Here is a 13,399-nt window from a genome sequence, read left to right as displayed (position 1 = left end):
CCGACAGGACACCTCCCCCGTGAACCGCTCCGAACTGCTCGCGCGCACCGGCTGCCTGACCGTGATCCGGCCGCCCGCGCCGCCCGTCAAGCCGGCGCCCGGCCAGCCGGGCAGCCTGTCGTCCTACGTGCCCGCACTGCCCGAGGTCTTCGTCGCGATTCTCGACGACGGCCGCATCCTCGCGTTCAACGGACACGTCGATCTCGGCACCGGCATCCGCACGTCGCTCGCGCAGATCGTCGCCGAGGAACTCGACGTGCCGGCCGCGCGCGTGACGATGGTGCTCGGCGACACGGCCGCGACCCCGAACCAGGGCCCGACCATCGCGAGCGCGACCATCCAGATTTCCGCGACGCCGCTGCGCTGTGCGGCCGCGCAGGCGCGTCACGCACTGCTCGCGCTCGCCGCCGAACGGTTCGGCGTCGACGCGGCGCAACTGAGCGTCGACAACACGACGATTTCGGCGGACGGACAAACGGCGACGTTCGCCGCGCTCGTCGCCGCGCAACGGATCGCGCTGACGCTGGACCTGACCATCCGTACGAAGGACCCCGCGCACTACCGGATCGTCGGCAAGTCGTCGCCGCGCGTCGACCTGCCCGCGAAGGCAACCGGCCAGCTCACATTCGTGCACGACATGCGCGTGCCGGGCATGCTGCACGGCCGCGTCGTGCGGCCACCGTATGCGGGCCACGACAGCGGCCCGTTCGTCGGCACCTCGCTCGTCGACGTCGATCGCGCATCGGTGGCCGACGTGCCGGGGCTGGTGGCGGTCGTCGCGATCGGCGATTTCGTTGGCGTCGTCGCCGAGCGCGAGGAACACGCGATCCGCGCGGCGCGCCAGTTGCGCGCGACGTGGCGGCCGCATCCCGCGCTGCCGCCGCTCGACGGACCGGCCGCCGCGATCGTCGCCGCGCCGGCCAAACGCCGCGTGCTGCTCGACGAAGGCGATGTGGTCGCGGCGCGCGCGCAGCCCGACACGATCACGCTGTCGCGCACCTATGCGTGGCCGTTCCAGATGCACGGCTCGATCGGTCCGTCATGCGCGCTCGCCGATTACCGGGAACCGGGCGACGGCCGGATCACCGTGTGGTCCGGCACGCAGAATCCGGTCTCGCTGCGCTACGACCTCGCAACGCTGGTCGCGCGCGACGAAGCCGATTTCGATGTCGTGCGGATGGAAGCGGCCGGCTGCTATGGCCGCAATGGCGCCGACGACGTGTGCGGCGATGCGCTACTGCTGTCGCGCGCGGTCGGCCGCCCGGTGCGCGTGCAACTGTCGCGCGCAGACGAGCATCTGTGGGAACCGAAAGGCGCGGGCCAGTTGATGCAGGTGACCGGCACCGTCACGCGCGACGGCCGCCTGCTCGGCTACGACTTCACGACCCGCTATCCGTCGAACGACGCGCCGCTGCTCGCGGCGCTGCTGACCGGCGCGATCGCGCCCGAGCCGCGCGTGTTCGAGATGGGCGACCGCACGGCCGTGTCGCCGTACGCGAGCCCGCATCGCCGCTTCGTCTGCGAGGATCTCGCGCCGCTCGTGCGCGCGTCGTGGCTGCGTGGCGTGTCGGCGTTGCCGAACTCGTTCGCGCACGACGCGTTCGTCGACGAATGCGCGGCGCTGACGGGTATCGATCCGCTCGCGTTCCGGCTGCGTCACCTGCAGGACACACGCGCGACGGAACTGCTGCAGGCCGTGGCCGATCGCGCGGGCTGGACGCCCCGTCCGCATCGCACGCAGCGCGAACGCGACGGCGCGCGACTCGTGCATGGACGCGGGGTCGCTTATGCGCGATACGTGCATAGCCGCTTTCCCGGATTCGGCGCGGCATGGTCGGCATGGATCGTCGACCTGAGCGTCGATCGCGTGTCGGGCGAGATACGCATCGAACGCGTGACGGTCGGCCAGGACACGGGCACGATGATCAACCCGGATGGCGTGCGCCACCAGATCCATGGCAACGTGATCCAGGTACTGAGCCGTACGCTGAAGGAGCGCGTGCGGTTCGCGGACGGCAAGGTCGCGTCGCGCGAATGGGCGAGCTATCCGATCCTGACGTTCGCGGAAGTACCGGACGTCGATGTGGTGCTGATGCCGAGGCAGGGCGAGCCGCCGCTCGGTGCGGGCGAATCGGCGTCGGTGCCGGGCCCGGCCGCGGTCGCGAACGCGCTGTTCGATGCCACCGGCGTGCGGTTCTACGCGCCGCCGTTTACGCCCGAGGCGGTCCGCGCCGCGCTGCGCGACGCCGGCCGGCTGATGTGTGCCGACGAGGTCGTCACCGCCGGCACGACATAGGCCGACTTGCGCCGCTACCGCATCACGCGTCGCCGTCCTCTTCCATCATCTTGCGCAGCAGGAACTGCAACGCGACACGTTCGCCCGGATTGAGCGCGCCATAGGTGCGCTCCGTCACGTGTCGCGCGAACGGCACCGTGCGCTCGATCAGCGCGAGACCGGTCGCGGTCGCGCGCACGAGCAGCTTGCGGCCGTCGTTCGGGTCGTGCAGCACCTCGATCAGCGCCCGCGCCTTCAGGCGCTCGACGACGCCGCGAATCGTCGCCTGATCGATCGCGGTCGCCTTGACGATGTCGTTCAGCGAGCACGCCTGCCTTTCCTTGACCGCGCACAGCGTCACGAACTGCGCGGCCGTGAGGTCCGAATCGGGGATCGCTTCCTGGAAGATCGAAACGTGCCGCTGATAGGCGCGGCGCAGCAGGTGCCCGACCTGGTCGTGAAAGTCGTAGGAATCCTTGGAAGACGCCATGAAAGTGCAGGCCCGCGCCGCGTGTAAGGGAAAGACAAGAAGTGTACACCCTCAATTCCACGCAACCGGCCGCCGGGTAACCGCTTCATTGCGGTGCATCAGGAATCGCGGTACTCGCTACGCAGCACGCCTGACGATCGCCCGACAGCAGCGGATCGCGCCGGTACAGTCGCCGGGACGGCTGGCCACCCGCGTTCGAGCCCGCTGGCGCACGCGCGTTTGCGCGCTGCAGCAGGCTTTCGCGCACACACTCCATTTTTAAGTGCATACGCACGAATTTTGTGCATATTCAGACGCGCCTCCCGATCATTCTTACGCACGGTTTCGATCGCCTAAAACCCCACTAAACGCGCGGTTTTCTTCACACAAACACTTGTCGTAGCGCGTCGATTTTCATGCCTGTGCGATTCCGTATTTTCTAGTGTGTACGCTATTTAATTGCCGTGATATACAGACTCCAGTGCGCAGCGGAATCTTCGCTCGCGTCGATCGGCCACCCATTCATCCGTCACATTCGAACAGGGGCAACCCCATGTCTACCGCACACCCGAGCGCCGCCGTTTCCCCCGACGACGCGCTGCACGGCAATCTTTATCGCAAGGTCACGCTGCGCCTGATCACCCTCTTCTGTTTGTGCTACTTCGCGGCCTATCTCGACCGCATCAACATCGGGCTCGCGAAACTCCAGATGCTCGACGCGCTGAAGTTCAGCGATACCGTGTACGGGCTCGGCGCCGGCCTGTTCTTCGGCGGCTACATCCTGTTCGAAGTCCCGAGCAATCTGGTGCTGCAGCGCGTCGGCGCGAAGCTGTGGATCGCGCGGATCATGATCACGTGGGGCCTGCTGTCGGGCGCGACGATGTTCGTGCACACGCCGATGCAGTTCTATATCGTGCGCTTCCTGCTCGGCGCGGCCGAGGCCGGCTTCCTGCCGGGCGTGCTGCTGTACCTGACGCAGTGGTACCCCGATGCGCGCCGCGCGCGGATCGTCGCGCTGTTCATGGTCGGCCTGCCGCTGTCGAGCATGATCGGCAGCCCGATCTCCGGCTGGATCATGCGCGCGTTCGACGGCGCGCACGGGCTCGGCGGCTGGCAGTGGCTGTTCCTGCTCGAAGCGCTGCCGTCGGTGCCGCTCGGCTTCGCGGTGCTGCGCTGGCTGCCCAACAACATCGAATCCGCGCAATGGCTGAACGCCGACGAAAAGCGGACACTGCGCGCGAATCTCGACGCCGATCCGGCCGGCAACAAGAGCCATGCGCTCGGCAAGGCGTTCTCCGATCCGAAGGTGTGGGCGCTCGGCCTGATCGACCTGTGCGTGCTGCTCGGCCTGTATGCGGTGAGCTTCTGGCTGCCGACGATCCTGCGCGACACCGGCGTGAAGGACGCGTATCACATCGGCTGGCTGATGGTGATTCCGAATGCCGCAGCCGTGCTCGCCACGCTGTATTGCGGCGCGAGCTCCGATCGCGCACGCGAGCGCCGCTGGCATATCGTCGTGCCGTTCATGGTGTCGGCCGTCGCGCTGACGATCGCGGCGTCGTCGTCGCACGGCACGCTCGGAACGGTGCTGCTGTTCTCGCTGATCAACGCGGGCGCGGCAGCCGCGATGCCGGTGGTCTGGGCGTTGCCGTCCACGTTCCTGAAGGGCTCGGCCGCGGCCGGCGGGATCGCGTTCGCGTGCTCGATCGCGAACCTCGGCGGGTTCGGCAGCACCTATTTCATCGGCTGGCTGCGCGACACGTTCCATTCGCAAAGCGCGGGACTGGTCGGCTTCGCCGCGTGCATGCTGGTCGGCTGCGCGCTCGCGCTCGCGTATCCGGCGAAGCTCGTGAACCGCTGACGAGTTGCGTCGCCCACGCGCGACGCTGCCTCCTCTTTTACGACCGCGCCTGTCGCGCGGTCCGCCCCACGCCCCCGCTTCATACAGCGCACGCCGCCACGCCGGCGCGTGCGCGCTTTCCGCGTTCATTCGTCGTCATCCGCGCGCGCGCACGCCGCCGCGCCATCCACGCATCCGGCCCCCAAAGCCGGCCGCATCCCATTCATTTTTCAAATGACGCCCAGCCGAATATTTAATTTCCCATCACCGAATCGGCCACCCATACTCGGGAACAAATCCGAGACATAACGTCCACGGCGGCCGGGCCGGCGCAGCGTGTACACGCTGCCGGTTTCGCGCCCCGCACATGGAAGGAGACAACGGCGTGCAACTGGAAGCCACCCACCGCCCGGGCCTCGTGCTCGGCGCGGACGACGCATCGCATCGAACCGATACGGCCGCGCGCGACCCCGCGCTGAGCCCGCGGCTGCATAACGCCGACCTCGCGCCGACCAAGGCCGAGGGCCGGACCTGGGGCCGCTACAGCATCTTTGCGCTGTGGACCAACGACGTGCACAACATCGCGAACTACTCGTTCGCGATCGGGCTGTTCGCACTCGGCCTGTCCGGCTGGCAGATGCTCGCGTCGCTCGCGATCGGCGCGGTGCTCGTGTACTGCTTCATGAACCTCACCGGCTACATGGGCCAGAAGACCGGCGTGCCGTTCCCGGTGATCAGCCGGATGAGCTTCGGCATCTACGGCGCGCTGCTGCCCGCGATGATCCGCGCGGTGATCGCGATCGCATGGTTCGGCATCCAGACCTATCTCGCGTCCGTCGTGCTGCGCGTACTGCTCACCGCCGTCTGGCCGGGCCTCGCCGCATTCGACCAGAACGCGATCTTCGGGCTGTCCACGCTCGGCTGGATCACGTTCGTCGCGATCTGGCTCGTGCAGATCGGCATCCTCACGTACGGCATGGAAATGGTCCGCAAGTACGAGGGGCTGGCCGGCCCGGTGATCCTGGTCACGACGCTGTCGCTCGCCGCCTGGATGGTCAGCCGCACGGGCGGCCATCTCGCGATGTCGATCGGCAAGCCGCCGACCGGCCTGAAGATGTGGACCGAGATCTTCGCGGGCGGCTCGCTGTGGCTCGCGATCTACGGCACGCTGGTGCTCAACTTCTGCGATTTCGCGCGCTCGTCGCCGAGCGCGAAGACGGTGCGCGTCGGCAACTTCTGGGGCCTGCCGGTCAACATCCTCGTGTTCGCGACGATCAGCTTCGTGCTCGCGGGTGCGCAGTTCAAGCTGAACGGCCAGATCATCCACAGCCCGACGGAAATCATCGCGACGGTGCCGAACAAGCTGTTCCTCGTGCTCGGCTGCCTCGCGTTCCTGATCGTGACGGTTGCCGTGAACATCATGGCGAACTTCGTCGCGCCGGCCTTCGTGCTGACGAGCCTCGCGCCGCACCGGCTGTCGTTCCGCCGCGCGGGCCTGATCAGCGCGACGGTTGCGGTGCTGATCATGCCATGGAACCTGTACAACAGCCCGATCGTGATCGTCTACTTCCTGTCCGGCCTCGGCGCGCTGCTCGGCCCGCTGTACGGGATCATCACGGTCGACTACTGGCTCGTGCGCAAGCAGCGCGTGAACGTGCCCGATCTCTATACCGAAGCGCCGACCGGCACCTATTTCTACACACGCGGCGTGAACCGCAAGGCGCTCGCGGCCCTCGTGCCGTCCGCGCTGATCTCGATCACGCTCGCCGTCGTGCCGGCCTTCAGCGCGATGACGCCGTTCTCGTGGCTGCTCGGCGCGGCCATCGCGGGCAGCGTGTACTGGCTGCTGGCCGATCGCAAACGGCAATACGACGAGCGCTCGGGCGAACCCATCGCGGTCGCCTGCGCGCAACACTGAACACACGCATACGGAGTCACGATGAGGATCCTGGTAGTCAACGTCAACACCACCGAGTCGATCACCGACGCGATCGCCGCGCAGGCGCAGGCGGCCGCGTCGCCGGGCACGGAGATCGTCGGGCTGACGCCGCGCTTCGGCGCGGAGTCGGTCGAAGGCAACTTCGAGAGCTACCTCGCGGCGATCGCCGTGATGGATCGCGTGTTGAGCTACGACGAACCGTACGACGCGGTGATCCAGGCCGGCTACGGCGAACACGGCCGCGAAGGCCTGCAGGAACTGCTGACGGTGCCCGTCGTCGACATCACCGAAGCGGCCGCGAGCGTCGCGATGCTGCTCGGCCATCGCTACTCGGTCGTCACGACGCTCGACCGCACGGTACCGCTGATCGAGGATCGCCTGAAGCTCTCCGGGCTCGACGCACGCTGCGCGTCGGTGCGCGCGAGCGGCCTCGCGGTGCTCGAACTCGAAGAGAACCCGGCCCGCGCAATCGAGTCGATCGTCGGCCAGGCGCAGCGCGCGGTGAAGGACGATCACGCGGAAGTGATCTGCCTCGGCTGCGGCGGGATGGCCGGCCTCGACCGGCAAATCGAGGAATGCACGGGCGTGCCGGTCGTCGACGGCGTGTCGGCCGCGGTCGCGCTCGCCGAGTCGCTGGTGCGCCTGAAGCTGAAAACGTCGAAGGTCCGCACGTATGCGCCGCCGCGCCCGAAGCGGATCGTCGGCTGGCCGGGGGTCTTCGCAAAATGACGGGCGACCGGCCGGCTGTCGCGTCGCGCGCGGGCACTGCGTCGCCGGGAGGCGTATCGGCATGCGGGACCCGCTAGACCCGAACGCCCTGCCCCGCGACACGTCCGACACTACGGGCGTGCTCGACGTGCTGGATGCGCGGCTGATGCGCATCCTGCTCGTGCTGCTGACCGAGCGCACTGTGTCGCGTGCGGCCGTGCGCCTGAACATGTCGCAGCCGGCGACCAGTGCCGCGCTCAAGCGCCTGCGCACGCTGCTCGGCGATCCGCTGCTCGTGCGCAGCCGCTACGGGATGGTGCCGACCGAGTTCGGCGCACGGCTGATCGAACCGTTGCGCAACGCGCTGCGCGTGATCGACTTCATCCGCATCCAGCAGCCGAGGTTCGACGCGCGCACGTCGGTGCGCACCTACCGGATCGGCTGCCCCGACTACCTGAACGTGCTGTTCGTGCCGAAGCTCGTCGCGCTGTTCCGCGAGCGCGCGCCGAACGCGCAGCTCGTGTTCCATCCGCTCGGCGACGGCTTCGACGACGAGCGCGCGCTCGCCGACGGCGAGCTCGACGTCGTGATCGACAATCGCCCGGCGCGTTCGTCGCGATTCCGGCAGGACGACCTGTTCGACGATCGCGTCGTATGCCTGATGCGCGCGACGCACCCGCTCGCGCGACGCGGCACGATGACGGCCGACGATTTCGCGCATGCACCGCAGCTGTGCCCGACGCCGTCGTGGCTCGAAGCGTCCGGCGCGATCGACCGGCAGCTCGAACGCGTGGGCCTGCTGCGGCGGATCGTCGTCACGCTGCCGCACTTCGAACTCGCCGCGCATGCACTCGTGCGCTCCGACCTGATCCTGACCACCACATACCGGCTCGCACGGCACTACGCGAAGCTGCTGCCGCTCGCCGCCGTCGCGCTGCCGGCCGAGCCGCCGGACATCGTGTACCGGATGACGTGGAACGAATCGGGATCGTGCACCGAAGGCGTGCGCTGGCTGCGCGGGCTGATCGCGGAAGCGACGCGCGGCTGGCTCGACGCCGAGGCCGCGCTGCCGGCGGTTGCAGCGGTTGCGGCCGCAACCGTACCGGCGACGCCCGCGCCCGACCCGCTGCGCGTGCCACGGGCACGCAAGGCAACGCACTGCCGCGCGTCGCGCCGGCCGCTCGTCGCCCGCGTCGCGCGTCATCTGCGCCACACGACGAAATCACACTGAACCGCGGGCGAAACACACCGGGATACACGTCACGCGTCGCGCATCGGTTGCGTAAGCAACTTGTATGCAACGACAGCCGCGACGAGCGCCAGCACGCCGCTTACCGTCAGCGCGTCGGCGAACCCGCTCGCGAACGCGACGGGCGCCGCCTTCGCGAGCACACCGGCCGCCGACGGCGGCACGCGGCCGAGCGCTTGCGCGAGATCGCCGGCCAGCAGGCTCGACATGAACGGCGCATCGGCGAACGTGCGCAGGCCAGGCGCGGCGGACAGCAGCCGATCGAGTTGCGCGTGCGTGCTCGCCGCCAGCACCGCGCCGAGCACGCCGACGGCCGTCACGATCGCCGAGAAACGCGTCGTCGTGCTGATGCCCGACGCCATGCCCGTGCGGTTCGGCGGCACGCACGCCATGATCGCCTTCTGCGTGTCGCCGTTCATGATGCCGGCGCCGCAGCCCGTCACGAACATGCCGAGCGCGACGAGCCGGTAATCGCCGCTGGCCGTCAGCGCCGCGGTCGCGAGGTTGCCCGCGCCGATCAGCGCGAGCCCGCCCGCCAGCACGCCGCCTGACGACACGCGCGCGGCGAGCGCCGCACCGAGCGACGGCCCGGCGACCATCGCGAACGCGAACGGCAGCATGCCGAGCCCCGCGTCGATCGCCGACATCCCGAACGCGTTCTGCAGGTACAGCGGCAGGAACGTCATCATCACCTGCGCGCACGCCGCGTAACCGAACATCGCGAGCACCGCGCCGACGAAGCGCGGCTGGCGGAACAGCGCGAGATCGATCATCGGCCGCGCCTGCCAGCGTTCCGCGCCAATGAACGCGGCAAACAGCGCGACGGCGAGCGCGAGCCGGCCGAGCGTCGCGGCCGACAGCCAGCCGTGCGACGGCGCACCGATCAGCGCCGCGATCGCGCACGACAGCGCCGCGCCGAACAACAGGCTGCCGGCCGCGTCCACGCGTTTCGCATGCGGATCGCGCGATTCGTCGATCGCGACGCGCGCGCCAACCGCCAGCAGCGCGCAGACGGGCAGGTTCAGCAGGAACACCCAGCGCCACCCGATCCATTGCGTGATCGCGCCGCCGACGAGCGGAGCGATGGCCGTCGCAATCCCCATGCACATGCCCCAGATCGCCCACGCACGCGCCCGTTCGCGCCCTTCCGGAAACCGGTTCGCGATCACGGCGAGCGCGGCCGTCAGCAACAGCGCGGCGCCGCCGCCCTTCACCGCGCGCGCGGCGATCAGCCAGCCGGCCGACGGCGCGATGCCGCAGCCGAGCGACGCGAGAAAAAAGAGCGCGAGCCCCGCACCGAGCATCCGCTTGCGGCCGAAACGGTCGGCGAGCCCGCCGGCCGGCAGCAGGCACGCGGCGAACGCGGTCATGTACGCGCTCACGACCCATTCGATCTCGGCGAAGCTCGCGTGAAAACTGCGCGCGATGCTCGGCAGCGACACGGCAACGACGTTCGTGTCGAGCACGATCAGCGAACAGGTCGCGGACGCGACGGCAAGCGTCGCGGCAGCCGGCAGGCGGGTGCCCGCGCGCGGGGCGGCGGCCGCGCCTGCGCGCGACGCCGGGGAGGACTGGGACATCGGCAACTCCGGAACAGGATCAACGACCCGTATGCTAGGCTTGCCCGGTATTGCCTGTCATTGACACTCCCATGCTGTTTTATTGACGAAAATTGCAATCATGGATCGGCTCGAGTTCCGTCACGTGCGCGCGTTCCTGAGCGTCGCGCAGCACCTGCATTTCGCCCGCGCGGCCGAGGCACTCGACATGGCGCCGCCCGCGCTCACGCGGCAGATCCAGGAAGCCGAACGCGTGCTCGGCGTGCGGCTGTTTCACCGGTCGCGCCGCGCGGTCACGCTGAGCGCGGCCGGCGAGGCCTATCTCGCCGAGGCCAGCGCCGCGTTCGAGCACCTGCAGCGCGGCCGCGAACTCGCCGCGCTGGCCGAACGCGGCGAACTCGGCCGGATCGAGATCGGCTACGTATCGTCCGCCGTCTATTCGGGCACGCTGCAGCGCACGGTCGGCGCGTTTCGCGCCGCACACCCGCGCATCGAGCTGAACCTGCGCGAAGTACCGATGGACGACGTCGCGAACCAGCTCGACGCGGGCCGGCTCGACCTCGCGTACGTGCGCCCGCCGCTGCCGCTGCCCGGCGGCCTGCGGATCGTCACGCTGCAGCGCGACGTGTTCGTCGCGGCCGTGCCGGCCGAATCGCGCTACGCGTCGATGGCGGCCGTACGCGCGGCCGACCTCGCCGATGCGCGCTTCGCGGTGCCCGAGCAGGAGCGCGGCACGCTCGAGGTCGCGCGCCGCGGCCGCTTCGCGCCGGTGATCGCCGCGCGGCCGGGCGGCCTGCTCGCGGTGCTCGCGTGCGTGTCCGTGAACGGCTGGGTCGCCGTGATTCCCGACGCGCTCGCCGGTTGCGTGTCGCTGCCGGGCGTCGTGTACCGGCCGATCGCCGGCAAGCCGATCATGTCCGAACTCGCGCTCGCGCACCGGCGGTTCGAAAAGGCGCCCGCGGTGCGGGCGTTCCTGCGCACGGTTCCTCCCACTGCATAACGTATTCGCGCGCGTCGATACCGGCCGTCCCGGCCGTCGCCGCGCGAATATGCATTTCACGATTCGATGTTTGTCGGCAGGAAACCGATTCCGTAACCTGCCCGGCAGCCGCGCCGCACGCGCGCGGATCACCGAGGACACGCCGCCGATGAACCCCTCCTCCGCCATAGCGCGCCGCCGCGTGCTGCAGCGTCTTGCCGCCCTCGCCGCCGCGCCGCTCGCGGGCGGCATCGCCGTGCCTGCCCGCGCGGCCGGCGCCGACCTGTCGGGCGTCACGCTCGTGCTCGGCGACCAGGCCGGCGGCCTGCGTGCGTTGGCCGAAGCCGCGCGCGTGCTCGACGGCACGCCCTACCGGTTCCGCTGGGCCAATTTCCAGGGCGCCGCGCCGCTGTTCGAAGCCCAGCGCGCGGGCGCGATCGATCTCGCGCCGGCCGGCGACCTGCCCGTGCTGACGGCCGCACTCGGCGATCCGGCGTTGCGGATCGTCGCGACGCGCGTCGGCTCGCCCGCGTCGCTCGGCATCGTCGTGCAGCCCGATTCGCCGGTCCGCGCGGTCGCCGACCTGAAAGGGCAAACCGTCGTCGTGTCGTCCGCGCGCGGCAGCATCTCGCAATACCAGTTGTACGGTGCGCTGCGCGAACACGGCCTCGCGCCGCGCGACGTCGACGTGCGCTTCGTGCTGCCCGTCGATGCGTTCGCCGCGTTCGAGGCGAAACGGATCGGCATCTGGGCGACGTTCGATCCGTATTACGGGCATGCGGTACGACGCGGCGCGCGCATCGTCCGCGACGGCAGCGGCATCAATTCGGGGCTCGCGTTCCTCACGTCGCCGGTCGACACGCTCGACGATCGCGCGAAGCGCGCGGCGCTCGCGGACGTGCTCGCACGGCTCGCCCGCGCGGGCCAGTGGGCGCTCGCGCACCCGGCCGACTATGCGAGCGTCTATGCGTCGCTCACGCGCCTGCCGCCCGACGCGGCCACCGATATCGCGCACCGGGCCGCGCTCGCGCAACGCAGCCTCAGCGGCGCCGACATCGACGTGCTGCAACGCGTCGCCGACCGCGCGGCGGCGGACGCGATCCTGCCGCGGCGCGTCGACGTCGCGTCGATCGCGATCCGGAACGTGTCTGCGTGAGGATGCCGCGCGCGGCGGCGTTCAGCGCGGCCGCGCCATATCGAGGTCCGGCACGTCGTCGCCGAACGTCGACGCAACGAGCGTGCGCATCGCGGCGACCAGCAGCGTCGGCCCCGACTGGTTGAACGTGCAGCGCTCGCCCGCGGCCGGCACGGGCCGGTGCAGTACGGCCCGCCACGCGCCGCGCCCGCCGTCGCGCTCGAATGCGGCGAACGGCAGCCGCTCGACGATCGGGCCGCCGTCCGCCCACGACGACGACGGCGCGAACGGCACCGGCGCACCGCCCGGTGCGCGAATCGACGTACACCCGAACGCGTCGGTGCGCGGGGCGTCATGGCCTTCCGCGATCGCGACCCAATAATCCAGCGGTGCGCCCGTCAGCTCCTGAACTTGCATGGCCGTCTCCGTCGCCGTCGTTGCAGACGCCATGCTACCCGTTACACCAGCGTGAACGGCGGGGTAAGGATCGCGCCGACCGCACCCGCCGGCGGCCGGCCGCATCGCTGAAACCCCTCCCCCGAGCAAACCCGCGCCCCCTGTCACCATCGCGTCATTCGTGCGTACAATCATCCGAAGCTTGCCGCCCGGCCCGCAGCAAGCCAACCAGGCCATCACAAACACAAGACTTGCGCCGAATCGGACCCGTTTCCGCACATTCGGCGACAACAGGACCAGACAATGCGGCGCAGACCGGATCTCACGGGGGGACGTATGTCCACGCACACCCGAAAGCCGTTGGTATCGCTCGTCGTGCCCTTTCACGACGAAGCGGAAGCGATCGATGCATTCTTCGCGACCACCGTTCCGATACTGGAATCGATCGGCACCGCGCGCTTCGAAATCGTTTGCGTGAACGACGGCAGCCGCGACGACACGCTGGACAAGCTGATCGACATCGCGGCCGGCGACCCGCGCGTGCGCATCGTCGATCTCACGCGGCGCTTCGGCAAGGAGGCCGCGCTCACCGCCGGCATCGACGAAGCCGCCGGCGCGGCCGTGATCCTGATCGACGCCGACCTGCAGGACCCGCCCGCACTGATCCCCGCGATGGTCGAACGCTGGCACGCCGGCGCCGAGGTCGTCGCCGCGAAGCGCACCGACCGCATGTGCGATCCGCTGATGCAGCGTGTGGCCGCCGCGCTCTACTACCGCGTGCACAACCGGCTCTCCGAAGTCGAGATGCCGGAGAACGTCGGCGATTTTCGCCTGATGGACCGCCAGGTCG

At 69.6% G+C, this 13,399-nt stretch carries 11 protein-coding genes; 8 read left to right on the top strand and 3 right to left on the bottom strand.

The genetic code is table 11. The annotated features are described in order from the left end of the window. Positions 1-19 precede the first annotated feature (19 nt). Complete coding sequence (locus VL15_RS14380) at positions 20-2,296, top strand: xanthine dehydrogenase family protein molybdopterin-binding subunit (RefSeq protein WP_048246300.1); 2,277 nt, start codon at positions 20-22, stop codon at positions 2,294-2,296. A gap of 22 nt (positions 2,297-2,318) precedes the next feature. On the opposite strand, the gene VL15_RS14375 is transcribed toward VL15_RS14380, so the two are convergent. Further along, the gene (locus tag VL15_RS14375; protein WP_048246299.1) at positions 2,319-2,765 is read right to left on the bottom strand and encodes a MarR family winged helix-turn-helix transcriptional regulator; all 447 of its coding nucleotides are present in this window, start codon (positions 2,763-2,765) and stop codon (positions 2,319-2,321) included. A gap of 532 nt (positions 2,766-3,297) precedes the next feature. On the opposite strand from VL15_RS14375, the gene VL15_RS14370 reads away from it, so the two are divergent. The 4 genes from VL15_RS14370 to VL15_RS14355 all read left to right on the top strand — a co-directional run bounded on the left by VL15_RS14370 (position 3,298) and on the right by VL15_RS14355 (position 8,462). After that, entirely contained in the window at positions 3,298-4,605 is a 1,308-nt protein-coding gene (locus VL15_RS14370; protein ID WP_048246298.1) for an MFS transporter, read from the top strand. Positions 4,606-4,951: 346 nt separating this feature from the next. After that, positions 4,952-6,502, top strand: a complete 1,551-nt coding sequence (locus VL15_RS14365; protein WP_080970828.1) for an NCS1 family nucleobase:cation symporter-1 — start codon at positions 4,952-4,954, stop codon at positions 6,500-6,502. 21 nt (positions 6,503-6,523) lie between these two features. Then, positions 6,524-7,252: an aspartate/glutamate racemase family protein gene (locus VL15_RS14360; protein ID WP_048246297.1), complete on the top strand. Its 729-nt coding sequence runs from the start codon at positions 6,524-6,526 to the stop codon at positions 7,250-7,252. Positions 7,253-7,313: 61 nt separating this feature from the next. Then, positions 7,314-8,462 carry a LysR family transcriptional regulator gene (locus VL15_RS14355; protein ID WP_048246296.1) on the top strand — a complete coding sequence of 383 codons (1,149 nt, stop codon included), beginning with the start codon at positions 7,314-7,316 and terminating at the stop codon, positions 8,460-8,462. Between the two features lie 29 nt (positions 8,463-8,491). On the opposite strand, the gene VL15_RS14350 is transcribed toward VL15_RS14355, so the two are convergent. After that, complete coding sequence (locus VL15_RS14350; protein ID WP_048246295.1) at positions 8,492-10,060, bottom strand: MFS transporter; 1,569 nt, start codon at positions 10,058-10,060, stop codon at positions 8,492-8,494. A gap of 100 nt (positions 10,061-10,160) precedes the next feature. Here VL15_RS14350 and VL15_RS14345 point away from each other — a divergent pair, with 100 nt between their 5' ends. Both VL15_RS14345 and VL15_RS14340 read left to right on the top strand, forming a co-directional pair. Beyond that, positions 10,161-11,039 (top strand): LysR family transcriptional regulator, encoded by an 879-nt coding sequence (locus VL15_RS14345; protein WP_048246294.1) that lies wholly within the window; start codon positions 10,161-10,163, stop codon positions 11,037-11,039. A gap of 148 nt (positions 11,040-11,187) precedes the next feature. After that, complete coding sequence (locus VL15_RS14340) at positions 11,188-12,174, top strand: ABC transporter substrate-binding protein (protein ID WP_048246381.1); 987 nt, start codon at positions 11,188-11,190, stop codon at positions 12,172-12,174. A gap of 21 nt (positions 12,175-12,195) precedes the next feature. Here the strand turns inward: VL15_RS14340 and VL15_RS14335 are convergent, their stop codons facing one another. Further along, positions 12,196-12,570 carry a phage protein NinX family protein gene (locus tag VL15_RS14335; protein WP_048246293.1) on the bottom strand — a complete coding sequence of 125 codons (375 nt, stop codon included), beginning with the start codon at positions 12,568-12,570 and terminating at the stop codon, positions 12,196-12,198. A 315-nt stretch (positions 12,571-12,885) separates the two neighbouring features. Here VL15_RS14335 and VL15_RS14330 point away from each other — a divergent pair. Beyond that, on the top strand, positions 12,886-13,399 hold a 514-nt coding region (locus tag VL15_RS14330; RefSeq protein ID WP_048246380.1), incomplete at its 3' end, for a glycosyltransferase family 2 protein.

This window comes from Burkholderia cepacia (genome assembly GCF_001039005.1).
Taxonomy (GTDB): domain Bacteria; phylum Pseudomonadota; class Gammaproteobacteria; order Burkholderiales; family Burkholderiaceae; genus Burkholderia; species Burkholderia theae.
This window is presented reverse-complemented; position numbering and strand designations above follow the sequence as displayed.

What these genes read in the sequence shown, in the direction of transcription:
- VL15_RS14375 (WP_048246299.1), bottom strand. Translation starts at nt 2,765, where the DNA reads ATGGCGTCTTCCAAGGATTCCTACGACTTTCACGACCAGGTCGGGCAC.
- VL15_RS14370 (WP_048246298.1), top strand. Translation starts at nt 3,298, where the DNA reads ATGTCTACCGCACACCCGAGCGCCGCCGTTTCCCCCGACGACGCGCTG.
- VL15_RS14365 (WP_080970828.1), top strand. Translation starts at nt 4,952, where the DNA reads ATGGAAGGAGACAACGGCGTGCAACTGGAAGCCACCCACCGCCCGGGC.
- VL15_RS14360 (WP_048246297.1), top strand. Translation starts at nt 6,524, where the DNA reads ATGAGGATCCTGGTAGTCAACGTCAACACCACCGAGTCGATCACCGAC.
- VL15_RS14355 (WP_048246296.1), top strand. Translation starts at nt 7,314, where the DNA reads ATGCGGGACCCGCTAGACCCGAACGCCCTGCCCCGCGACACGTCCGAC.
- VL15_RS14350 (WP_048246295.1), bottom strand. Translation starts at nt 10,060, where the DNA reads ATGTCCCAGTCCTCCCCGGCGTCGCGCGCAGGCGCGGCCGCCGCCCCG.
- VL15_RS14345 (WP_048246294.1), top strand. Translation starts at nt 10,161, where the DNA reads ATGGATCGGCTCGAGTTCCGTCACGTGCGCGCGTTCCTGAGCGTCGCG.
- VL15_RS14340 (WP_048246381.1), top strand. Translation starts at nt 11,188, where the DNA reads ATGAACCCCTCCTCCGCCATAGCGCGCCGCCGCGTGCTGCAGCGTCTT.
- VL15_RS14335 (WP_048246293.1), bottom strand. Translation starts at nt 12,570, where the DNA reads ATGCAAGTTCAGGAGCTGACGGGCGCACCGCTGGATTATTGGGTCGCG.